Here is a 23,082-nt window from a genome sequence, read left to right as displayed (position 1 = left end):
GGCTGCAAGGCTTCACGCTCCGGGGCTGTGGGCGGATGTCGCCCAGCGTGCCTATATACGCAGCCAGGCGATTTCCTTGGCGGACCGCGCCGGGCCTGGAGCGGGTGGAGGGGGCAAGTCCCGACCCCTGTGTCGCCTGCCGGTTGGTCGGGCCCTCCGTTCTGCTCCCCGCGGAGTGAGCGGAGTGCGCAGCGCGTCGCAATCGTTCCGCCGCTCAGGCGTTGTTCCAGGCGAAGGGCAGGTGTCCCTGCGAGGCGCCGCGCGGTGTGCAGGACTGGCGCCTCGTGCCGGGGGGCGCGGCACGGCCGTCGTCCTCGGGCAGTCCCCAACGTCCATTCTCCGGGCCTGGTGTCCGGACACCCTCGGTCGGTCCTCATGCGTCATCATCCGCTTCTGGGTCGCAGTGCACAGGTCGGCAACCGCCACATGAAGGTCCTGGGCGCAGGGCTCATCGGGGGCTCGCTCCTGGCCGGGGGCTGTGTGTCCTCACGGCCCGCGCCAGAGGAGCCTCCTCCAGCGTCACCCTCGGCGGGCAGGTCATCCAAGAGCGATGACGCGGCCCATGCGGTGGGTTTCTCGTCGCTGACCTTCAAGGACGCGGCACGCAACCGGACGTTGAAGACGGTGGTGTGGTATCCGGCGCCCCGCGGCACGCCGATGGAGGCGAACCTGGCGTCTCCCATCTTCGTGCCCTTCATCGCCGCGAAGGACGCGCCGTTCTCGGGGGCCCAGGAGCGCTGGCCGCTGGTGGTCCTCTCCCACGGCAATGGCGGCTCGGCCATCAACCTGTCGTGGTTCGGCGTGCACCTGGCGGCGCACGGGTTCATCGTCGTGTCGGTGGACCACCCCGGCAATGCCTACGGGGACACGAGCCCCGAGGGTTACGTGCGCGCGTGGGAGCGGCCCCAGGACTTCACGGCCCTCCTGGACGGCTTCTTGAAGGATTCAGTCTGGGGCCCGCGCGTGGATCCACGGCGCATCGGCGCCGCCGGGCACTCGATGGGGGGCTACACGGCGCTGGCGCTCGCGGGCGCGCGGCTCAACCTGGCACCGCTCGCCGGCCTGTGTACATCGCCGGAGACGCGCGGGCATCCCGGGTGCGACGAGCTTCGCGAGGTGGACTACGGCCGTATCGACATGAAGGTGGCGCGGGCGTCGTACAAGGACTCGCGGGTGCGCGCGGCCTTCGCCATGGCGCCGGGCCTGGCGGGGACCTATGAGGCGCGGGACGTGGCGGACGTCGACGTGCCGGTGGCGCTGGTGCTCGCCAAGGGGGACGAGCTGATGCCGCATGAGCGGAACGGCCTCCACCTGGCGAAGCTGCTGCCCCAGGCGAAGTCGGTGGTGTTGGACGACGCGGCCCATTTCACCTTCCTTCCCGAGTGCGCGCCGCTGGGTTTCAAGGTGGCGGCCATGCTGTGCCAGGACGCCACGCCCGGCACGCGGGCGGCCTCGCAGGCGCGCACCCGCCATGAGGCGGTCATGTTCTTCCGCCAGGCGTTGGGCGTTCAGCGGTAGCGGCCCGGACGCTCCGTGAGTCGGCGCGGGGCGAGCCCCCGCGCGGTTCGGCTTCCACTCCACCGCGTCATCATGGGGAGGGGCGGCTCCCTGCCGAGCGCTCGCCCAGAAGGTGACGGGCCGAGGCGCACGGCGCTCCCCGGATGATGCGCGCGCGCGCCGTGTCCACCATGACAGGCGCGCGGCACGGCCGCGCTGGCATGCAAGGAGGCAGCCCCATGGCGGAGCACACCGAACCCCCCATCAACAGCGCCACGCCGGTGAAGGAGCGTGACGAGCCCCAGGACCTCCAGGGCTTCCTGGACGAGCTGGGGAACAGCCGCGAGTTCCAGGTGAATGGCGTGGACGCCCGGAAGGGCGCGGAGGCGGTGTTCTGCACGCTCGCGCGGCGCCTGTCCGACGGCGAGGACCTCAAGCTGCTCTGGTCCCTGGGCAAGGGCGGCATCGGCACCATCCTGGGTGCCTGCTCCATCCACCGGGGGCCGTCTCACGCGAAGCGCATGGGGCGCGCGGAGTTCATCACCGACGTGGCGGACCACCTCCGCATCCCCACGGACCAGGCGATGCGCGTGCTGACGGCGGTGTTCACCGCCGTGAGGGACAGGATTCCGGACGACGAGGTGGCGGCCGTGGCCTCGCAGCTCCCGGCGGACCTCGCCGACCTGTGGCGCCGGCCCGTCTAGGCAACGCCGCGGCTACTTGCGCCTGGGCTTCTTGAGGAAGCGGCTCAAGCGCACCTTGCCCAGGCCCCGGCCCCCGAAGAGGTACCAGGTGATGGCCGCGCCGAAGAAGGCCGCCGCCACCGCGATGCCCACCGCGCCGAGCACCGGCACGTTGCCGTACATCCACGGCTTGGGCGCGAAGGAGATGAACGCGCCCACGATGAAGCCGCACGCGCACAGGCCCATGAAGGCAATCACCGCCGCGCTGCGCAGGTTCTCATTCAGCTTGTCGAACTGGTCCGCGCGCACCGTGACGGTGAACTTGCCGGACTCCATGTCCAGCAGGATTTGGGAGAGCTGCGTGGGCAGGTCCTGCGCCATGGACTGGAAGCGCAGCAGCGTGCGCATCAGCCCGCCCTGGAGCTGCATCGGGTCGTAGCGCCCGGCCAGCAGCTCCTTGGCGTAGGGCAGCGCCACCTCGATGATGTTCATCTCCGGGTACAGGCTGCGCAGCATGCCCTCCGTGGACACGGAGGCGCGGCTGAGCAGCGCGTACTCCTTGGGGATGCGGATGCGGTACTTCACCGCCAGGTCCAGCAAGTCCCGCAGCAGCGAGCGCGTGTCCACCTGCCCCAGCGTGGTGGCCAGGTGCTGCCCGAGCAGCGCCTCGATGTCGTTGCGGAAGCCCACCAGGTTGGCGCGCGCGTCCGGCACGCCCATGCGGTAGAGGATGCGCGCCACGGACTCGCTGTCCTTGAGCGCCACCGCCAGGCACAGCATCACCAGCGTCTCCTGCATGGGGCGCGACAGCCTGCCCACCACGCCGAAGTCCAGCAGCGCCAGCCGGTGGTCCTCCATCAGCAGGAGGTTGCCCGGGTGCGGGTCGCCGTGGAACAGCCCGTCCTCGAAGAGCTGCCGGAAGGAGGCGTCCAGGATGTTCTGGGCAATGGCCTTGCGCTCGGGCTCGCTCAGCTCCGCGGGGTTCAGCTTCACGCCCCGGATGAACTCCAGCGTCAGCACCGTGCGGCTGGACAGGGTGGCGTAGACGCGCGGAATCTTGAGGTAGGGCCGCTCGCGGTGGTTCTCCAGGAAGGCCCGGATGTTGGTGGCCTCGTTGATGAAGTCCAGCTCCTCGTGGATGGCCCGGTCGAACTCGTCCACGATGCCGGTGGGCGTATAGACGCCCGTCTCCTCCACCACGGCCTCCAGCAGGCGCGCCAGGCTGCGCAGCACGCCCAGGTCGGAGTCGATGCGCGCGGCGATGCCGGGCCGCTGCACCTTCACCACCACCTCTTCGCCCTCCAGCGTCACCGCGCGGTGCACCTGGGCGATGGACGCGGCGGCCAGCGGCGACGGGTCGATGGTGGCGAAGAGCGCGTCCACCGGAGCGCCCAGCGAGTCTTCAATCTGCGCGTGGACCGCCTCCAGCGGGATGGGCTCCACGTGGTCCTGGAGCATGGCCAGCTCGTCGATGTACTCGGCGGGCAGCAGGTCCGCGCGGGTGGACAGCACCTGGCCCAGCTTGACGAAGGTGGGGCCCAAATCATTGAGCAGCATGCGGAAGCGCCGCGCGGTGGAGGCGCGCTGCGCCTCCGGCGAGACCTCCACCTTCTCCTTGCGTCCGACGATGCGCCACAGCCCCGCGCGCTCCGCCAGCTCGCCAAAGCCATGGCGGGCGGCGATGACGGTGATTTGCCGCACGCGGTTGAGGTCCTGGAGAATCACGAGCGTTCCTGGCCGCTACGTTACGCTGTGACGGCCGGCTTGGCCACGACGCTCGCGCGTACCTGTTCTCACGCCGGAACTGTCCGCTGCGCGAGGGAAGGGGGCGCCCCGCGCTGGGGCGCCCGCGCGGTGGACGCCCCCGCGGGCGCTTCAGGGCACGGCCTGGTGGGTCTGGAAGATGCTCCCGTAGTTGTAGAGGTTGTTGTCGTACGGGGTGATGGCGTCATCGGCCTTCTTGGTGCACGCCGCGGCGGTGGGGTCGAAGGCCTGGTACTTGCCCTGGTCGTCCTTGAACTCCACCCACGCGTGGTCGCCCCGGCCCGTCTTTCCGAAGACGACGCGCGCGTCCACGCCGGCCTTCTCGAAGCGCTGCTCGGCCTCGATGGCCATGTCCACGCAGACGCCCGCCTGCGTCTTGTCGAAGGTGCCGGCGTTCTTCATGGCGGCGTCCCACGCCTTGCCGCCCGTGTAGTCATACGTCCACTCCGTGGCCTGCTTCGCGATGTCCTGGGCCACCGCGTCCGCGCTCTTGCCCGAGGGAGAGCCCTTCTCGGCCTGCGCCGTGGCGGGCGCAGGCTGCGCCTTGGCGGGCGTTGGCGTGGGCTGCGCCTGGGTGGGCGCCGGCGTGGGCCGCGGCTTCTGGCCCTGGGGCTTGGACGGCTCGAAGCTGTCGGCGCGCCAGTTCTGCTGGAAGCGCGACTCGGCGGGCTTCGGACACGCGCCCTTCGCGCCCTCTCCCTTCAGGAGGCCCTCCTTCGTCAGGCCCATCTTCTTCAACAGGTCGGCGAACTCCTGGGGCTGCTTCGCGGAGTCCACCGTCTTCACCGTCGTGCCGTCCGGGTTGACGACCTTCACCACGACACTCTGTGACGTCTGCGCGGCTTCGGAAGCGCGCTTCGTGCAAGCGGTGGAGGACGGGCGCGACAGGGAGGAGATCGCCATGGGATAGGTCCTTGAAGGAAGCGTGGGGATGCCTGGCCCATGAGCAGGGCGTGTGCCAACGCGGAGGTGGTCGGGCGTGAGCGCCAACCCCCTGGATTTACAGGGTGCGCGAGCCCGTCCCCCCGAGCGAAGGCCCGCGGCGCTGGTGACAGCCGTTGGCGGAGTGGTGACCGGCGTCATCACCCCCCGCAGTCCTCCGCGTCACGCCGGGACGGCGGGCCTGGCCACGAAGCGCAAGAGGCCGTAACCCACGACCGCGGACAGCAGCGAGCCCACCAGGATTCCCAGCTTGGCCTCCGTCAGCAGCTCCGGCTGCCCGGGGAAGGCCAGCCCGGCGACGAAGAGCGCCACCGTGAAGCCGATGCCCGCCACCGCCGCCACGCCATGGAGCTGCGGGAGGGACGCGCCGCCGGGCCGCTCCGCCGCGCCCAGCTTCACCGCGCCCCAGGTGAAGAGGAAGATGCCCACCTGCTTGCCCACGAAGAGGCCCGCGATGATGCCCAGGGGCAGTGGACGCAGCAGGTCTCCCCAGCCCATGCCCGCGAGCGAGATGCCCGAGTTGGCCAGCGCGAAGAGCGGCACGATGCCGTACGCCACCGGGACGTGCCACAGGTGGACGAAGCGGTTGAGCGGCGGCTCCAGCTCCTCCAGCCGCTCCTCGATGTACAGGATCTGCGCGCCTCGGGCCGTCTCATCCACGGGCGTCTGGAGCGTCCGGTCCACGTAGCGGCCCAGCTCCTCCAGGACCTGCCGGCCCGGGCGCAGGGGGCGCGCGGGGATGAACAGGCCCAGCACCACGCCGGCCAGCGTGGCGTGGATGCCGCCGTGGTGCATGGCGTACCAGAGCGCCCCGCCCGCGAGCGCATAGGCCACGCCGTTGCGCACCTGGAAGTGATTGAGGCACGCCAGCACGGCGAGCACGCCCACGCCCGCGAGCAGCCAGCCGCCATGCAGGCCCGAGCCGTAGAAGAGCGCGATGACCAGGATGCCGCCGATGTCGTCGAAGATGGCCAGCGCGGTGAGGAACACCACGAGCCCATGGCCCACCCGCGCCTTGACCAGCGTGAGGCAGCCAATGGCGAAGGCGATGTCGGTGGCCATGGGGATGGCCCAGCCGGCCTGGGCGGGCGTGCCGTAGTTGAAGGCGGAGTAGGCGAGGGCGGGGACAATCATCCCGCCCATCGCCGCGATGAGCGGCAGCACCGCGCGGGAGAAGGTGCGCAGCTCGCCCGAGCTCAGCTCGCGCTTGATCTCCATGCCGACGACGAAGAAGAACAGCGTCATCAGCCCGTCGTTGATGAGCTCCCGGAAGGTGAAGTGGCCCTGGGTGCCCGCCACCCCCACCACCATCCGGGCGTCGAAGAGCGCGGGGTAGGTCGCGGCCCACGGGGAGTTCGCCCACGCGAGCGCGGCCACGGCGCACAGCGCCAGCAGGATGCCGCTGGCCGCCTCCAGGCGGAAGAAGGCCTGGATGGGCGCCACGGCCACGCGGAAGAGCGCGGGGAGGGGAGGCCGGGGGCGGGCCTCGTCGGAGGTGGGGGTCTGCGGCATGCGGCGCGCACGATGCCGCGCGAACCCGGGGGCCGCATCCGTTTTCGGCGGCGGGCCCCAGGGAGTGTCGGTTGCGCGTGGTAAGGGAACTTGGCGGGTAGGAAACCGGTTCGTTGATCCGGGGGTGGGGCCATGAGAGAAGGGCAGGCAATGGCCGTGACGCAGCAGACGAAGGCGGGAAAGAGTTCAGCGGTGGAGCTCCCCGGGGACCTGACGCCCGAGGTGGGGCCGGTGAGCGAGGCGGCGGGCGCCCGGGAGATTGCCTCCCTGACCCCCATGATGCGCCAGTACATGGAGGTGAAGGCGCTCCACCCGGACTCCTTGCTGTTCTTCCGGTTGGGGGACTTCTACGAGATGTTCTTCGAGGACGCGGTGAAGGCCTCGGAGATCCTCCAGATCACCCTCACCGCGAGGGCCAAGGGCGCGGACAAGGTGCCCATGTGCGGGGTGCCCTACCATGCCGCGCGGCGCTACATCGGCCGGCTCGTGTCGGAGGGCCTGAAGGTCGCCATCTGCGAGCAGGTGGAGGAGCCGGGCAGCGGGCCGGGCATCGTCCGCCGCGAAGTCACGCGCGTGATTACGCCGGGCATGGTGCTGGACGAAGAGGTGCTGGAGCCGCAGGCCAGCAACTTCCTTGCCGCGGTGTGCTGGAACGACAAGGGCTGGGGCGCGGCGCTGCTGGAGGCGTCCACCGGTGAATTCCTGGCCCTGGAGGCCCCGGGCATCGCGGAGCTGGCGGAGGCGCTGTCGCGCGTGGAGCCTCGCGAGCTGCTGGTGGCGGACGGGAAGCGGGACGCGCCGGAGGTGACGCAGCTCTGCGCCCGGCTGGTGCGCGCGCCGGCGGTGGCGGAGGGCGAGGCCGCGTCCTTCGAGCCCACTCGAGCCGCGGGCTTCCTTCGGAGCCACTTCGCGGTGCAGTCGCTGTCCGCCTTCGGGCTGGAGGACGCGCCGCTGGCGGCGGGGGCCGCGGGCGCGGCGCTGCGCTATCTGAAGGACACGCAGAAGACGGCGGCGGCGCACGTGGACCGGCTGAGCCGGCAGGAGCGCGGCGGCAGCCTCCTGATGGATGAGTCCTCGCGGGCCAACCTGGAGGTGCTGCGCTCGCTGCGGGACGGCGGGCGCAAGGGCTCGCTGCTGGGCGTGCTGGACAAGACGGTGACGAGCCTGGGCGCGCGCAAGCTGGCGCGGTGGCTGGCGTCGCCGCTGGGCTCGCTGCCGGAGATCCACGCGCGGCTGGACGCGGTGGAGGAGCTGTCCGGGCGCAGCGTGTGGCGGGAGGAGCTGGCCGGCATCCTGAAGGAAGTGGGGGACCTGGAGCGGCTGTGCGGCCGGCTGTCGCTGGGCGCCGGCAATGCCCGTGACTTGCGCGCGCTGGGGCTGTCCCTGGCGCAGCTTCCCCGGGTGGTGGCGGTGCTGGCGCGGTGTGAGTCCCCGCTGCTCAAGTCGCTGACGGGGCCGCTGGGTGCGCTGCCGGAGCTGGCGGCGCTGCTGGCGCGAGCGGTGGCGGACGAGCCGCCGGTGACGCTGAAGGAAGGCGGCATGATTCGCGCCGGCTTCCACGCGGAGCTGGACAAGCTGGTGGCGCTGTCCACGTCCGGGAAGGATCTGCTGCTGCAGATCGAGCAGCGGGAGAAGGAGCGCACCGGCATCTCCTCGCTGAAGGTCCGCTACAACAAGGTCTTTGGCTACTACCTGGAGGTGACGAAGTCGAACCTCGACCGGGTGCCCAGGGACTACATCCGCAAGCAGACCACGGTGAACGCGGAGCGCTTCGTCACGCCGGAGCTGAAGGAGTACGAGGAGCAGGTGCTCACCGCCGAGGAGCGGCGCTGCGCGCTGGAGCTCCAGCTCTTCGAGGAGCTGCGGACGCAGGTGGTGGCGGCGGCGCCGCGCATCCGGTCCGCCGCGGAGGCGGTGGCCACCGGGGACGCGCTGCTGTCCTTCGCGCGGTGCGCGGCGGAGTATGGCTACACGCGGCCGGAGGTGGACGCGTCGGAGGCGCTGAGCATCACCGGCGGGCGACACCCGGTGGTGGAGCGCATGCTGGGGGCGAGCGACTCCTTCGTCCCCAACGACGTCCGGCTGGATCCGTCCGAGGACGCGCAGCTCCTGGTGATTACCGGCCCCAACATGGCCGGCAAGAGCACGGTGATGCGGCAGGTGGCGCTGACGGCGCTGATGGCGCAGGCGGGCTCGTTCGTCCCGGCGAAGGCGGCGCGCATCGGCCTGTGTGACCGCATCTTCACGCGCGTGGGCGCGGCGGACAACCTGGCGCGTGGGCAGTCCACGTTCATGGTGGAGATGACGGAGACCAGTCACATCCTCCACCACGCCACGCGCAAGAGCCTCATCATCCTGGATGAGATTGGCCGTGGCACGTCCACCTTCGACGGGCTCTCCATTGCCTGGGCGGTGGCGGAGCACCTGCACGACACGGTGGGGGCGCGGGCGCTGTTCGCCACGCACTACCATGAGCTGGTGGACCTGGCCCGCGAGCGGCCCCGCGTGAAGAACCTGTGCATCGCCGTGAAGGAGCAGAACGGCAAGGTCATCTTCCTGCGCAAGCTGGTGCCGGGTGGGGCCAGCCGCTCCTACGGCATCGAGGTGGCGAAGCTGGCCGGCCTTCCGCCAGAGGTGGTGGGCCGCGCGCGCGAGCTGCTCCAGAACCTGGAGTCCGGGGAGCTGGATGACGCGGGCAGGCCCCGGGTCGCCGTGCGGCAGCCGCAGGGCGGGCGCCGTGGGCCCTCGTCCGGGCAGCTCGGCCTGTTTGGCGCGGAGCCGGCGGCCCCGTCGCAGGGGCCTGGGGTGACGCCTGGGCAGCAGAAGGCGCTGGAGGCGCTGAAGGAGGCCTCCATCGACCGGATGACGCCCCTGGAGGCGCTGAATCTGCTGGCGAAGCTCCAGCGCGAGCTGGAGTAGGGCGGGCCCGGGCGCCGGGCCTCCCCCTGGCCGGCGCTCAGCGGCACCTCCGCCTGGTCGAGCAACGCCAGCACCAGCTCGGCGCCGTCCCGCCCCGGGTCGAAGGGCACGGAGTTGGCCCAGGCCTCCATGCTTGCGCGCTAGGACACCTCCTCCGTGGCGAGCGGATATCGGTCCGCCGTCCGTCCTGGGCTCGTGCCTTGGGACAGGGCGGGATGGTGGGGCGCGGGCTTCCTGACGCGTCAATGGCGGCCCTGGCGTGTCAATGGACAGGACTGCTGGTGTCCGCGGGCTCCGGCGCCGCGATTGACGCGTCAACGTCAACGCTGACGCGTCGAGTGTCTTGTTTGACGTGTCTGTATTTGCGCCTGGCGGATGCGTGGATTTGATTTGGGTTCTGTGTATGCTGTCGTCCCCTCACAAAAGGAACCTCATGTCTGGACCTCCGCATCGAGCTTTCTCGTGTCCTCCTCGTGCGTTCCCTCGCGCCTCCGTGCTCGTGGCCGCACTTGCTTTCGTGTCCTCCTGCGCGGCGCCCGTCGAGCGCGGTCCCTCCAAGCCTGGCTCCACCTTGTTCCTGGGGAAGATCCTCACCATGGACGACGAGGGGACCATCGCCGAAGCCGTCCTCGTGGATGACCGGGGCCAGATCTTGAAGGTCGGCAAGGCGAGCGACGTCCAGCAGGGCCTGTCCTCCGCGGTGGAGGTCGTCCAGCTCGCGCCCGGGCAGGTCTTGATGCCGGGCTTCTTCGACCCGCACCTGCATTTCCTGCCGACGCTCCTTCAGAGCGTGCTGGGGACCCACGACCTGGCGCCCTGCCTGCCGCCTCCATACCAGGTGGACCCGTCCCAGGACTGCTCGTCCCGCAGCGAGGTGCTGAGGGCGCTCTCCTCGATGAAGGTGGAGCCCGCGAGCGTCGCCGGGAGCGGATCCTTCGTCCTGGGCATGAACCTGGACCCGTCGAGACAGACGTTCGACAACTCGACGGGATGCGGGAAGGGCGGCCCCGCGAGCTTCATGACGCAGCCGAAGTTCTACCTGGACGCGTGTGTGACCAAGGAACGGCCGGTGCTCATCCTGGACCAGTCGGGTCACCTGGCCTACGTGAACCAGAAGGCCTTCGAGGCTGTCTGTCCGAACGGGGTCGTCAAGGGCTGCAAGCCGCCCGACTCCGTCGCGCAGGGCGGTGGCGCGTGGGCCACGGATGCGGATGGAAACTTCACGGGGCTGCTTCAGGAGGCGTCGTCCTACGGGCCGTTCCTGAAGGCGATGCAGCAGGACCTGCCGATGGCCCTGATGCACTCCGACCCGATCAAGCTCGCGGAGCAGGGCGGCGCGGAGCTCGAGCGCGCCATCCTCGCGATGCGCGACGCGGGCGTCACCACCATCGCGGACGGTGGGCTCCAGAGCGTGGCGCAGCTCAACGCCGTGAAGCGGTTCACCGAGCTGCCCGGGTTCCCCTTCCGAATCACGGGCGTCGTGGTCGCCGACGCCGCGATGGCCGCGGGGCTCAAGCCGACGGCGCCCGCCTGTGAGCCGAAGGCCGGCAATGAATGCGCGCTGCCGAAGTGGCTGGGCGCCGGTGCCATCAAGGTCTGGGTGGACGGCTCGACGCAGGGCTGCACCGCGAAGCTGGATTCGCCCTATCAGTACCTGGAAGGTGGGCACTGCTCCGGTGACGGCGAGGGCCGCGCGGATTACGACAGCGCGCAGGCCATCGTCGACCAGTTGAGCCCGCTGTGGGCGCAGGGGACGTGGCGTTTCAACCTCCACGCCAACGGCAACGGCGCGAATTCGTGGGCGCTGGATGCGCTGTCGCGGCTCCAGCAGTCGAAGGAGAACCCTCACCGCGTGCTCCTCGTCCACAACACGGTGGGCCAGCCCGCGGTGTCCAAGCGCATCGGTGACCTGCGCAAGGGCGCGGGGGTCATGGATGGAAAGCCGGTGTCGGCGCTCGACGTGCAGGTGACGCACCTGATTGGCCACGTGGCGTATTGGGGGGATGCCTTCGTGGGCATGTTGGGGCAGGAGACCGCGAGTGAGCTCGACCCCATCGCGTACGATCGTGAGAACGGGATTCCATTCTCACTCCACAGTGACTCCATGGTGACCCCCACGCGTCCGCTCTGGTTCGTGGAGCAGGCCGTCACGCGGCGCACCTGGTCCTACCCGGACTTCACGAAGGAGTACGTGCTGGGCGCGAAGCACGCGGCGACCGTCGAGGAGGCGCTGCGCGCAATCACGGTGGTCCCCGCGCGTCACCACGAGCTCGACACGCTGCTCGGCAGCATCGAGCCCGGCAAGGTGGCCGACTTCGTCGTGCTGGGCGCCAACCCGCTCGACTTCGACCCGGCCCAGGGCGGCGACCCGACGAAGATCAGCCAGATTCCGGTGCTCCAGACCTACCTCAACGGGCGGCCCACCCAGACGCGCAACTGATTGCCGCCCATGGCTGCTTTCCGGGCTCCTCCCTGGGTGGCATGCGGGAGGAGCCCGGGGCCGCACATGGCCCGCCGCGGAGCGCGGAGTCCGGAGGTAGCAAGGCCCCAAGCACATCTTGCCCTGGAGGTTGAGCCCCGGGCCCGCGACGTGCGACGCGCGGGGGCCAAGGATGTTGCGTGGGCGCGCCCCGTGGTTCCCATGTAGGCTCCCGCGTGGCGAAGGGCAACCGTGGAGCACGCGTGACGTCGAAAATGGAAGCACTGGAAGCGCGCGTTGAAGCGCTGTGTGAGCAGGGCAACGCGCTGGCCGACCTGGAGGACCATGCGGGCGCGCTGGGGCGGTTCGAGCAGGCGCTGGCGTTGCTCCCCGAGCCCCAGGACAGCCATCCGTCAACGCTGTGGGTCTGCGTCGCCATTGGCGACATGCTCTTCCTGCTGGAGCGGTACCCCGAGGCGCGTGAGTTCCTGCGGCGGGCCGTGGCGTTGCCTGACGGGCTCGGGAACCCCTTCATCCACCTGCGCCTGGGGCAGTGCGCCTTCGAGCTGGGCGACAAGCGCCGCGCGGGTGACGAGCTGGCCCGCGCCTTCATGGGGGCCGGGGATGAGATCTTCGACGGCGAGGACGCGAAGTACCTCCAGTTCGTGAGGTCGATCCTCCTTCCCGCCCAGGATGCCTGAGCATGTCCGTGGAATCGGCTCTTGGAGACGCCTCGGTGATGCTGCGCAACGTCATGGCTGAAGACCTCCTGGTCTTCTTCGAGCACCAACGGGACGCAGCCGCGTTGCGCATGGCCGCATTCCCGTCGCGGGAACGCGATGCCTTCCTGACCCACTGGAACACGAAGGTCCTCCGCCCGGAAAACGTGACCCGGACCATCGTCGTTGGCGGAGAGGTCGCCGGGTACATCGGCAGTTGGTCTCAGGACGGAGAGCGCCTCGTCGCCTACTGGTTGGGGCGCGAGCACTGGGGCAAGGGCACCGCGACCCGGGCGCTCTCGGAGTTCCTCGTGCTCGAGCCGGCTCGTCCGCTCCATGCGTGCGTCGCTGTCCACAACGTCGGGTCGATCCGCGTCCTGGAGAAGTGCGGCTTCCGCGCGGTGGCCCAGGAGAACCCGCAGCACGAGGACGGCGTGGCCGAGGTGCTCATGGCGCTGGGGCCTGAGTAGGATTTTCGCCTTCCCGCGAAGCTGCGCGTCCAGCCTGGCTCAAGAGCCCAGCACCAGCCACGCGCCCACCAGGAGCATCCAGCCGAACACCGTCGCCTCGATGAGGCGCTGGACGAGTCCTCGCACGGGCGATTCGAACGACAGCACGAAGATTCCGGCGAGGACGCCCTTTCCCAGCGCGGACGTGAGCGCCGCGAGGCTGGACAGCGCCGCCATGTCCTCGAACGCGCGCCCCAGCTCAATCAACCCAGCGCCCGCGCCGAAGTAGCCGATGGCGGCGACGAGGTTGTGCGCCTGGTTCCGCCAGGTCCCCCAGAAGGGCGCGCCCGCGTCACAGGGGAACACCGCGGCGCCCACGTAGCTCACGCCCAGCAACGACAGCAGCACCAGGCCCGTCCCGGCGTCGTCCGGCAGCCTTCCTCCGAGCAGCGCCACGAAGCCCCAGACCGCGAGGCCCAGGGGCGCGAAGGCGAGCCACGCCACCCGGGTCGCGTCTGGAGCCCCGGTCTCCCCGAGCTCGCTGAGGGTGTTCCTCAGATGGCTGTAGCCGGGGCGCCGCCGCGCGAACCACCACGGCGGCACGGCGGCCAGCAACCCGACGAGCACCGCCGCGACGAGGACCCAGAGGCTCATTCACCTGCCAGTAAGCGCGGAGCCTCCCGGGCGAAAGCAGGCCCCGCGCGGGCGGGGGTCGGCTACTCCGTGATTTCGCGGATGACGCGGCAGGGGTTCCCGGCGGCGAAGACGCCGTCAGGGACGTCCCTCGTCACGACGCTGCCCGCGCCAATCACGGCCCGCGAGCCAATCCGGACGCCCGGGAGGATGATGGCCCCGCCTCCCACCCAGACGTCCGAGCCGATGCTGACGGGCTTGCCGTACTCCTCCTTCCGCCGCAGCTCCGCGTTGAACGGGTGCATGGGCGTGTAGATCTGCACCGCTGGCCCGAACAGCGTGTAGTCGCCGATGCTGACCTTGCAGACGTCCAGCACGACGCAGTTGAAGTTGAAGAACACGCGCTCGCCCAGCTCGAGGTTCGTGCCGTAGTCACAGAAGAAGGGCGGCTGCATCCACACCGTGTCGCCACCCACGCCGACCAGTTCGCGCAGGATGCGCCTGCGCTCCTCCTGCTCGCCCTCCCGGGTCGCGTTGAGCGACTGACAGAGGTCCCGCGCACGAATCCTGGCCGCCACCAGCTCCGGGTCGAACGGGTCGTACAGCTCACCGTCGAGCATCTTCTGGCGCTCACGCTTCATCGGGGCTCCTCGTCATGGAGCGCGACGCTTGCCCACCACGCCAGTCACTGGAAGCTCGCCCCTGCTCGCGCGTCCACTTTCCGACGCGGAACGCCCGCTGTGACGCGAAGGGAGCCCGCCCGTGGCTGTCTCTCACCGCGCCACGCCCAGGCGGATTCGAGGCCGCACGTGCCTCGGGCTGTCCCGCCTCCTGTGCTGAAGCGGGCAATCCGTGTAAAATCCAATCAGGCAGGAATGCCTGAGCGAAAGGAACCCACGGATGCTGCGAAGCGCATTGGCGGTCATGGCGTTGTCGATGTCCCTGGTGGCGTGTGGCGTGGGCCAGGAGGAGGTCGCGCCCGGGTCGGCCGAGCACGTCGACACGCAGGCGCAGAACATGTGTGAGCCGGGCCCGTCTTCGAACTGGTGTCAGAACGTCGCGGGCACGGCCTGTACGGCCCCCGGCAATCGCCGTTGCTACATCCCCAATTACTGTGAGTGGTCCTTCTGCCGCTGCATCGAGGGCGCCTGGCAGTGCTCGTAGGCTCCTGACGGGCCGGCACGAACGTATGTGCCGGCCCCTTCGGTCCGGTGTCGCGCAGCGCACAGAAGCCGCCACGCCACTCCCCGGATGCTTCGGCCGTGCCCAAGAGTGGGGCCATGAGGCTGCTGCCTGTCTGCATGGGATTGCTGGTGTGGGGCTGTTCGGCGCAGGGCGTGGGAGCGCGGCGGGCCCCCGAGGCCGCCGCGGCGGTGGATGGCCGCGAGGTGCTGGTCTTCGAGGGGATGTGTGACGCCTCGGGCGCGGTGGCGCTCGGGGGCAACCTGTTCGTCGTGGGTGACGACGAGGACAACATCCTCCGCGTCTACGACGCGCGCCGGGGCGGTCCGCCGGTGCGGAGCGTGGACCTGTCCCCGGACCTGCAGCTCCCCGCGGCGAAGAAGAAGGCGCCGGAGACGGACATCGAGGCGGCCACCGGGCTGGGCTCGCTGTCCTTCTGGCTGACGTCGCATGGCCGCAACAGCTCCGGGAAGAAGGCGCCCAGCCGGCTTCGCTTCTTCGCCACCGAGGACGCGGAGGCCGGGCCCCGCCTGGTCGGGCGGCCTTACACGCGCCTCCTGGATGACCTGCTCGCGGCGCCGCGGCTCGCGCGCTTCGGGCTGGAGGCGGCGGAGACGAAGGCGCCCAAGGCCCCAGGGGGGCTGAACATCGAGGGCATGACGGCCATGCCGGACGGGCGCTCCATCCTGGTGGGCTTCCGCAGCCCCGTCCCCGAGGGCAAGGCGCTGCTGGTGCCGCTGCTCAATCCGGTGGCGCTGGTGGAGGAGGGCGCCCGGGCGCGGCTGGGCGAGCCGGTGCAGCTCGACCTGGGCGGCCTGGGCATCCGGTCGCTGTCGTGGTGGCGCGGGCGCTACCTCATCATCAGCGGGGGCACGGCGGGGGAGGGCACCTCGCGCCTCTTCACGTGGCGCGGCGGCGAGGACGCGCCCGTCTCCGTGGAGTCGGTGGACCTGGCGGGCCTGAACCCGGAGGCCTTCTTCACGCCCGAGGACGCCGAGGAGATCCTCCTGCTCAGCGACGACGGCACCGCGCCGGTGGACGGCGTGGCGTGCAAGCGGCTGAAGGACGCGTCACGCAAGCGCTTCCGGGGCGTCTGGGTGCGGCTGCCGGGAACGCCGTGAGCCGCCCCCCGGCGCTTGGGGTAGGCTGCGCGGCCATATGCAGCTCGCCATTCCGCATGCCCCCAGGAAGGTCCGACTGACGCAGGTGCCCGGCGCCGTGGGGCGCGTGGTGCGAGGCATCCTCCTGGGGCTGGCGGCGGTGGCGCTCCTGGGCGCCGGGGCCGGCTGGGCCGGGCGCTACGTCGTGGAGGAGCAGGGCTTCGCCGCCCGGGCCGAGGAGGTGGAGGGGCGGGTGATGACCACCCGGCTGCCGCCCCTGGACGCCCGGGAAGGCGCGGAGGGCGCCCTGGAGGTCATCTACACCTTCGCGGAGGTGGAGCACTCCGTGGCCAACATCCGGACCTTCGCCGAGTACGCGGAAGGCCTGGGGCTGGGCGCCCGGGTGACGCTGCTGGTGGACCCCGCCGCGCCGGACCGGCCGCGGGAGGCCCGCTTCGCCCGCTCCCGCGCGCTGCGCGTGGGGCTGATGCCCTGGGGCCTCGGCCTGGGGGTGCTGGTGGCCGTGGGCTATTTCGCGTGGGAGATGCGGCGGCTGTGGCGCTCGGAGGTGGAGCCGCTGCGGCTGGGCGCGCTGGTGTGGCTGACGCCAGACGGGCCCCTGCCGGAGTCCCGAGGCGAGGTGTCCTTCCCGGCCCACTACTTCCGGCAGGACGTCAAGCACGCGGTCCGCGCGCGGGTGAGGCCGGGCCGGGCGCCGGTGCGCAACGGGGAGAAGGTCCTGGCGGCGGTGGTGCCCCGGCAGCCCGGGTGGGCCCGCGTCATCGACCAGGACCTCGCGAGCGTGCTGGGGTGGCTTCGCTGAAGCGGGAGGGTGGGGGCCGAAAATTTGCCGGGGGGGTGGGGCTGTGTGACACACGCCTGTAGCTCGCACCCACCCGGAGGAACCCCATGCACTCGCGCCTCGTCATCGTGCTGCCCGTGCTGCTGCTGCTCGTCCCGAGCGCGGTGGGTGCCGCCAGGCGAGATGAAGCCGAGGAGGCCTACCAGGGGGCTCGCAAGGTCTACTACGCGCTGAAGGACGACGCCGCCCGGCGCAAGCTGCGCCACCACTGGCTCAACGTGGCGGCGCGCTTCGAGTCCGTGGCCGCGCGCTTCCCGAAGTCCGCCCGCGCCCCGGATGCCCTCTACACGGCGGCGGAGCTGCTCCAGGAGCTGAGCCGCATCTCCTTCGTGGAGGAGGACCTCAAGGCGTCCATCACCGACTACACCCGGCTGCTGGAGGGCTACCCGAAGCACCGGCTGTCGGATGACGGCGCGCTGGCGCTCGCGAAGATTCACGTCCACCGCCTGGACCAGCCGGAGGCCGCTCGCAAGGTCCTGACGGAGACGCTGGCCGTCAATGGGAAGGGTGACAAGGCGCGGGAGATGCGGGAGCTGCTGGCCTCGCTGCCGCGGCCCAAGACGCCGCCGCGCAAGAGCGCGCCCGCGGTGGCGAAGCAGGAGTCCACCCGGCCGGCCTCCAGCGGGAAGGCCGTCGCCTCGAAGGAGGCGTCTGCTTCCGGCAAGGGTGGCGCCTCGGAGGATGCGTCCACTGCGGGCAAGGCCGCCGCCTCGGTGGACGCGGCCGCCACGGGCGACGCGGCCGCTCCGGACAAGGCCGTCGCGTCCAAGGACTCGCCCGCTTCGGACAAGGCCGTCGCCTCGGCGGACACGGAGGCGGCTTCCAACGTGGAGGCCTCCGCGCCCGCGGAGCGCTCCGCGTCCTCCCTGGTGGCGGCCATCGAGAAGACGGCGCGCGAGCCCGCTCCCGCCATCCCCGCGAAGGAGCCGAGCGCCCCCGCGAAGGAGCCGAGCGCCCCCGCGAAGCCGGAGGCGCGCGAGGGCAGCCTGGACGCGGCCGTCGCCGCCGCCGAGCCGCCGCGGCCCATCACCCGCCCGGTGGACGACAAGGTGGCGCAGGCCCGGCTGAAGGCCGTGGCGAAGCAGTCCCGCCGCATGGAGCTGACGCTGGTCGAGCAGCTCGGCCTGAAGGTTCGCCGCGTCATCATCGACCCGGGCCATGGCGGCCACGACACGGGCGCCATCGGCAAGCGCGGGACGCGGGAGAAGGACGTGGCGCTGGCCATCTCCCTCAAGCTGGCGGAGGAGCTGCGCGAGAAGGGCCTGGAGGTGGTGCTCACCCGGGATGAAGACCGGTTCATCCGCCTGGAGGACCGCGCGAAGTTCGCCAACGCCGAGCACGGCGACCTCTTCATCTCCGTCCACTGCAACGCCGCGGAGAAGCGCACGCTGCGCGGCATCGAGACCTACACCCTGAACACCTCCGCGGACCGCTACTCCATCCGCCTGGCCGCGCGGGAGAACGCGTCCTCGGAGAAGGGCATCAGCGACCTCCAGTTCATCCTGGCCGACCTGGCCACGAAGGCGAACACCGAGGAGTCCACCCGGCTCGCCAACCAGGTGCAGCGCAGCCTCGTGGGAGACCTGTCCCGCAAGTACAAGGGCATCCGCGACCTGGGCCACAAGGAGGCGCTCTTCTATGTGTTGTTGGGCGTGAAGATGCCGGCCATCCTGGTGGAGACGTCGTTCCTCTCAAACCCAGACGAAGAGGCGCGGCTCAAGTCCAAGGTCTACCAGGCCGAGGTCGCCAAGGCGATTGCCCGGGGCGTGGAGGAGTTCCTCGGGGACCGCCGCCGCGTGGCGAAGGTTGACTGAGCGCGGCTGGCATCGGCCCGTGGGGTGAGCTGGCGGAGCGGACGCGCTGGGCGGTTCAGTTCCGTTCGGCTGGGGACCGCGCGTGTCATCGGGAGGACGCCCCCGGACACCCACGCGCATTTCGTTCCCGGAATGGGAAGAACTCTTCGCAGACCGGGCAGCGCGCTTCTCCGCGCTGGGCACATCCCGTCACACGAAGCCACCTTCCGGCGCACCGCCGCAGGCCCCAGGGCCCGTCGGCCCCTCCCTGAAGGGCTCCGCCAAGGACGTATGCGCGTCTGGCTTTAAAAGCAAACGAGAATTGGCTTTCACATACTGCCTGGAAGCGCACGCAAGGCATTGGTGGGACATGTGCTGAGGGGAGGGGGCTCCGGACCGCGAGAGGTCCGGCGAGCGGGTTGCAATGCCGCGACGCAGCCGGAATCAACCGGCCGCTCGATGGAGCACGCAACCCCAATGAACGCAATCAAGACCGCCGTCGCCGCCGTCACCGCCGCCGCGTCCCTCGTCGCCGTCTCCCCCGCCGAGGCCGCCACCGCCACCGCCAACCTGAACGTCACCGCCAACGTCGGTGGCTCCTGCACCATCGGCTCCGGCGGCGGGCGGTGGCACGCTGAACTTCGGCACCTACGACCCCATCATCGTCAACTCCGCGCTGGGCATCGACCTGTTTGGCACGGGCACGCTGAGCGTCCAGTGCACCCTGCTCGGCACCGCGGTCATCACCCTGGGCCAGGGCCTGTACCCGGCCACGGGCTCCACGGACGCGGCGCCGCTGCGCCGGATGCGCAACGCGGCGTCGGCTGACTACCTCGAGTACAACCTGTACCAGGACGTCACCCGGCTCATCGTGTGGGGCAACACCGGCGGCACGGGCCTCCCGTTCCTCGGCACGGGCCTGCCCGTCCCCGTGCTGGTCTACGGCACGGTTCCGCGCGGCCAGAACGTCCCCTCCGGCACGTACAACGACACCGTCGTCGCCACCATCACCTTCTGATTCGGGGCGTTGACACATGCGTAACCGACTTCTGTCTTGGACGGGTGGCCTGATGTTTTCGGCTGCCTTGGAATGGATGGCCATGGGGACCGCGAGCGCCGCCGAGCTCGATGTCAGCCCGGTCCGGCTCGAATTGGACGCCAGCGCCCGTGGCGTGGTGATGAACGTGAGGAACAAGAGCAACGAAACCACACGCTTCCAAGCCTCTGTCTATTCCTGGGTCCAGGACGAAGAAGGGCGCATGTCGCTCGCGCCGACTCAGGACCTGTTCTTCTTCCCGTCCATGTTGACGTTGGAGCCCGGGGAGTCCCGCCCCATCCGGGTGGGTAGCTCCTCGGCTCCAGCGGATACGGAGCGCTCCTTCCGAATCGTCGTGGAGGAGCTTCCCCCGCTGCAGCCGTCCACCCAGGCGACTGGGTTGAATGTCTTGACGCGTGTTTCAGTGCCAGTCTTTGTCGCGCCGAAGAAGAAGACCCTTCAGGGCCAGATTGAAGAAGCCGTGTTGCGCGAGTCGAAGTTCCACGTCCGGGTGAAGAACCCGGGCACGGTGAACTTCTTCATCCGGAACCTCCGGGTCCGGGGGCTCGACGCCAAGGGCAGGCGCCTGGTCGAGAAGGAGGAGCCTGGCTGGTACGTGCTGGCGGGCGACGCGCAGGTCTACGCCATGGAGGTTGCGGGCAAGGCCTGCCGGAAGGTCCGCACGGTGGAGGTGGAGATGGAGACCGACCAGGGCGTGCTCCGTCAGTCCTCCCCCGTCAGCACGCCCTCGCCCTGCGCTCGCTGAAGACGAAGCGTCATGTCCCCCATCAGACCTTCACGCCCCCATGTGCCCGTGCGCACCGCGCTGGCATTGTCCCTGACGGTCGGGGGACTGTCAGCGGCCGCGAAGCCCGCCGCGCCGCTGATGCCCATTGTCGCGGACTTCACCCTGAATGGCGTCCCCCGCGGCGCCACCTTCCCCATGCTGCGGGACGGTGACGTCCTGCTCCCCGCGGCCGCGCTGGAGGCCCATGGCGTGGACCTGGAGTCCCTGGGGGGCACGCAGGAGGTCATCGAAGGAAAGACCTACATCTCCGCGCGGTCCCTGGAGCCGCTGGGCCACTGTGTCATGGACGAGCGGACCGTCAGCCTGACGTGTGAGCTGCCGGCCGCCGTCTTCGCGCAGACGCGCATCAACCTGGGGGCGCGGGCGCCGGCGGACTACCAGGTGCGCGGCAGCCCGAGCGGCTTCATCAACTACGCGGCCCACGCCCGCAATACCTCGCTGACCTTCTTTGGAGAGGCCGGCGCTTCGGTGGGGCGGGGGCTGCTGACCACGCAGGCGCGGTGGCGGCCCGGCGCCGTGCCCCTGCGGGGCCTCACGCAGCTCTCCCTGGACTTCCCCAAGCAGATGGTGCGCGCCATCGCCGGCGAGGCCACGGGGTTCGGCGGCGTGCTGGGCGGCGGCGCGGTGGTGGCCGGCCTCCACCTCATGCGCACGTTCGAGCTGAATCCCTACTTCGTGCGCAACCCGATGCAGGACTACGCGGGGGACGTGGCCACGCCGTCCACGTTGGAGGTCTACGTCAACAACCACCTGGTGCAGCGCAGCGACCTGCCCCCGGGCCCCTTCCGGCTGGAGAACCTCACGGTGCCCCGGGGGGAAGGCAACACGCGCTACGTCATCCGGGACGCCTTCGGCCGCACCAGCGAGGTGAACACGGCGTACTACCTGAGCGGGCAGCAGCTTTCGCCCGGCGTGGTGGACTTCCGGCTGTCCGCCGGCGTGGAGCGTGAGTCCGTCAACCTCTACAACTTCGACTTCGGCCGGCCCATGCTGCTGGGCAACGCCCGCATGGGCGTCACGTCGTGGCTGACGCCAGGGGTGCGGCTGGAGCTGACGCCCAACGTCCTCAGCACGGGCGCCCTGCAGCTCATCCAGCTTCCCTTTGGCGAGCTGGAGCTGTCCCAGGCCATCAGCCGCAGCGAGCGGCGCACGGGCCTGGCCGCGGGCATCGTGTACTCGCTCCAGCGCCGCTGGCTGGGCGGCTCCGTCTTCGGCCGGGGCATGAACGAGCACTACACGCACACCAGCCTCAAGCTGGATGACGACCACCCCATCGTCGAAACGGGGGGCTCGCTCTTCCTGGCCCTGGGGGAGAGCGTCAGCGTGGGCGGGCAGGCGATGCTGTCGCGCTACCAGCAGGCCGGGTGGACGACGTGGCTGGGCGCCACCACCTCCGCGCGGCTGACGGACTGGTCGACGCTGTCCTTCGCCGCCAACCGCAGCAGGTCCGAGCGAGGCGAGACCGCGGTGGAAGGGATGGTGTACCTGAACGCCATCTTCGACTCGCGCACCACGGGCACGCTGGGCCACTCCCAGGGGCTGCGCGGAGGGGAGGGCACCACGTCGGTGGACATCGCCCGCTCCGTGCCCATGGAGGGTGGCCTGGGCTACCAGGTGCAGGGCCGGGTGGGCGCGGTGGACCAGGCCATGGCGCGCGCGGACTACGACTCACAGGTGGGCCGCGTGTCAGCGGGCGCGGAGTGGTTCCAGGGCCGCCTGGCCGGCATGGCCGAGGTGGCCGGCGGCCTGGTGATGATTGGCGGGCGCATCCGCCCCACGCGCGCGGTGGACCAGGGGTACGCGCTGGTCCGCGTGAGGGGCGTGGAGGGCGTGGGCGTGCGGCTGAACAACCACGAAATCGGGCGCACCGACGCGCACGGTGAGCTGGTGGTGACGCGGCTGCAGGCCTACAACGCCAACCGGCTCTCCCTGGCGGACCACCAGGTGCCGCTGGACATCTACCTCCCGTCCACGGAGCAGACGGTGGCCACGTACCAGCGGGGCGGCGTGGTGCTGGACTTCAAGGCGCAGACCATCCGCGCGTACCGGGGCAAGGTGACCATCGACTCGGCGGAGGACACGCGCTGGCTGTCCTACGGCGAGCTTCGCGTCGAGAAGGACGGCGAGCAGTGGAGCTCACCCATCGGGTGGAATGGTGAGTTCGAGCTGGTGGGCCTGCCGGAGGGCCGTCTGCCGGCGACGGTCGTCTACCCCAAGGGCCGTTGCGCGACCTCGCTGGAGGTTCCATCCGTCGAGGGCAAGGTGGTTGACCTGGGAACCGTGAGGTGTGTCCATGACACTGCGAAATAGGGCGGCCGCGTTCGCGGTGGCGGGCCTCTGCGGACTGCTGCCGGGGCTGGCGGGCGCCGTCTGCCAGATTCGCGGCACGGTGGGGGTGAGCTTCGGCACCTACCTCTCCACCGACCTGCTGCCCCGGGATTCGGTGGGGAGCATCACCTACCGGTGTGAGGGGCAGCTCACCCCCGTCACCATCACCTTCAGCACCGGCGGCTCGGGCAGCTACTCGTCGCGCAGCATGGCGGGGCCCAACGCCCCGCGCCTCGAGTACAACCTCTACACGGACCCGACGCGCCTCATCGTCTGGGGCAACGGGGCGGAGGGGACGGGGCGCTACGGGCCCGTCGTCCCCGTGTTCGGCGAGGAGGTGACGGTGCCCATCTACGGGCGGATTCCCGCCGGGCAGGCCGTCCCCGCGGGGGCCTATGCGGACACGCTGGTGATGACGGTGACCTTCTGAGGGCGC

18 protein-coding genes and 1 pseudogene are annotated in these 23,082 nt (G+C 70.5%); 14 read left to right on the top strand and 5 right to left on the bottom strand.

Annotated features, from left to right (window positions below):
- Positions 1-426 precede the first annotated feature (426 nt).
- Positions 427-1,518 (top strand): alpha/beta hydrolase family protein, encoded by a 1,092-nt coding sequence (locus tag MYMAC_RS19345; protein ID WP_239988885.1) that lies wholly within the window; start codon positions 427-429, stop codon positions 1,516-1,518.
- Between the two features lie 218 nt (positions 1,519-1,736).
- Positions 1,737-2,201, top strand: coding sequence for a DUF2267 domain-containing protein (locus MYMAC_RS19340; RefSeq protein ID WP_013940528.1), 465 nt, complete (start codon positions 1,737-1,739; stop codon positions 2,199-2,201).
- 12 nt (positions 2,202-2,213) lie between these two features.
- Here MYMAC_RS19340 and MYMAC_RS19335 read toward each other — a convergent pair whose 3' ends face one another.
- The 3 genes from MYMAC_RS19335 to nhaA form a co-directional block, all read right to left on the bottom strand.
- Positions 2,214-3,905 carry an ABC1 kinase family protein gene (locus tag MYMAC_RS19335; protein ID WP_095959141.1) on the bottom strand — a complete coding sequence of 564 codons (1,692 nt, stop codon included), beginning with the start codon at positions 3,903-3,905 and terminating at the stop codon, positions 2,214-2,216.
- A gap of 150 nt (positions 3,906-4,055) precedes the next feature.
- Positions 4,056-4,847 (bottom strand): transglutaminase domain-containing protein, encoded by a 792-nt coding sequence (locus MYMAC_RS19330; protein WP_095959140.1) that lies wholly within the window; start codon positions 4,845-4,847, stop codon positions 4,056-4,058.
- Positions 4,848-5,048: 201 nt separating this feature from the next.
- On the bottom strand, positions 5,049-6,398 hold the full coding sequence (nhaA, locus tag MYMAC_RS19325; RefSeq protein ID WP_095959139.1) for a Na+/H+ antiporter NhaA: 1,350 nt from the start codon (positions 6,396-6,398) through the stop codon (positions 5,049-5,051).
- 276 nt (positions 6,399-6,674) lie between these two features.
- On the opposite strand from nhaA, the gene mutS reads away from it, so the two are divergent.
- From mutS to MYMAC_RS19305, 4 genes are all read left to right on the top strand, one after another.
- Positions 6,675-9,317 carry a DNA mismatch repair protein MutS gene (gene mutS / locus MYMAC_RS19320; RefSeq protein WP_204817815.1) on the top strand — a complete coding sequence of 881 codons (2,643 nt, stop codon included), beginning with the start codon at positions 6,675-6,677 and terminating at the stop codon, positions 9,315-9,317.
- Between the two features lie 433 nt (positions 9,318-9,750).
- Positions 9,751-11,757: an amidohydrolase gene (locus MYMAC_RS19315; RefSeq protein WP_095959137.1), complete on the top strand. Its 2,007-nt coding sequence runs from the start codon at positions 9,751-9,753 to the stop codon at positions 11,755-11,757.
- 242 nt (positions 11,758-11,999) lie between these two features.
- Positions 12,000-12,437, top strand: a complete 438-nt coding sequence (locus tag MYMAC_RS19310) for a tetratricopeptide repeat protein (protein WP_238539744.1) — start codon at positions 12,000-12,002, stop codon at positions 12,435-12,437.
- Positions 12,438-12,472: 35 nt separating this feature from the next.
- Positions 12,473-12,925 carry a GNAT family N-acetyltransferase gene (locus MYMAC_RS19305; protein WP_043713387.1) on the top strand — a complete coding sequence of 151 codons (453 nt, stop codon included), beginning with the start codon at positions 12,473-12,475 and terminating at the stop codon, positions 12,923-12,925.
- Positions 12,926-12,964: 39 nt separating this feature from the next.
- Here MYMAC_RS19305 and MYMAC_RS19300 read toward each other — a convergent pair whose 3' ends face one another.
- Together MYMAC_RS19300 and MYMAC_RS19295 are read right to left on the bottom strand one after the other, a co-directional pair.
- The gene (locus MYMAC_RS19300; protein ID WP_013940520.1) at positions 12,965-13,558 is read right to left on the bottom strand and encodes a DUF998 domain-containing protein; all 594 of its coding nucleotides are present in this window, start codon (positions 13,556-13,558) and stop codon (positions 12,965-12,967) included.
- 62 nt (positions 13,559-13,620) lie between these two features.
- Positions 13,621-14,178 carry a sugar O-acetyltransferase gene (locus MYMAC_RS19295; RefSeq protein WP_013940519.1) on the bottom strand — a complete coding sequence of 186 codons (558 nt, stop codon included), beginning with the start codon at positions 14,176-14,178 and terminating at the stop codon, positions 13,621-13,623.
- Positions 14,179-14,437: 259 nt separating this feature from the next.
- Here MYMAC_RS19295 and MYMAC_RS19290 point away from each other — a divergent pair, with 259 nt between their 5' ends.
- The 8 genes and pseudogenes from MYMAC_RS19290 (at position 14,438) to MYMAC_RS19255 (ending at position 23,076) form a co-directional block, all read left to right on the top strand.
- Positions 14,438-14,701: a hypothetical protein gene (locus tag MYMAC_RS19290; RefSeq protein ID WP_013940518.1), complete on the top strand. Its 264-nt coding sequence runs from the start codon at positions 14,438-14,440 to the stop codon at positions 14,699-14,701.
- A gap of 116 nt (positions 14,702-14,817) precedes the next feature.
- Positions 14,818-15,840, top strand: coding sequence for a DUF3616 domain-containing protein (locus tag MYMAC_RS19285; protein WP_239988884.1), 1,023 nt, complete (start codon positions 14,818-14,820; stop codon positions 15,838-15,840).
- 37 nt (positions 15,841-15,877) lie between these two features.
- Entirely contained in the window at positions 15,878-16,642 is a 765-nt protein-coding gene (locus MYMAC_RS19280) for a DUF3592 domain-containing protein (protein WP_095959135.1), read from the top strand.
- A gap of 86 nt (positions 16,643-16,728) precedes the next feature.
- On the top strand, positions 16,729-18,495 hold the full coding sequence (locus tag MYMAC_RS19275) for an N-acetylmuramoyl-L-alanine amidase (protein WP_095959134.1): 1,767 nt from the start codon (positions 16,729-16,731) through the stop codon (positions 18,493-18,495).
- A 456-nt stretch (positions 18,496-18,951) separates the two neighbouring features.
- Positions 18,952-19,492, top strand: a pseudogene (pru, locus tag MYMAC_RS19270) (fruiting body development fimbrial-like coat protein PRU).
- Between the two features lie 82 nt (positions 19,493-19,574).
- On the top strand, positions 19,575-20,276 hold the full coding sequence (locus tag MYMAC_RS19265) for a fimbrial biogenesis chaperone (protein WP_239988883.1): 702 nt from the start codon (positions 19,575-19,577) through the stop codon (positions 20,274-20,276).
- A 12-nt stretch (positions 20,277-20,288) separates the two neighbouring features.
- The gene (locus MYMAC_RS19260) at positions 20,289-22,628 is read left to right on the top strand and encodes a fimbria/pilus outer membrane usher protein (protein ID WP_095959132.1); all 2,340 of its coding nucleotides are present in this window, start codon (positions 20,289-20,291) and stop codon (positions 22,626-22,628) included.
- The gene (locus MYMAC_RS19255) at positions 22,612-23,076 is read left to right on the top strand and encodes a Csu type fimbrial protein (protein WP_239988882.1); all 465 of its coding nucleotides are present in this window, start codon (positions 22,612-22,614) and stop codon (positions 23,074-23,076) included. The genes MYMAC_RS19260 and MYMAC_RS19255 overlap by 17 nt, the downstream gene beginning before the upstream one ends.
- Positions 23,077-23,082: the final 6 nt, after the last annotated feature.

The sequence above is a fragment of the Corallococcus macrosporus DSM 14697 genome (assembly GCF_002305895.1).
GTDB classification, from domain to species: Bacteria; Myxococcota; Myxococcia; order Myxococcales; family Myxococcaceae; genus Myxococcus; species Myxococcus macrosporus.
This window is presented reverse-complemented; position numbering and strand designations above follow the sequence as displayed.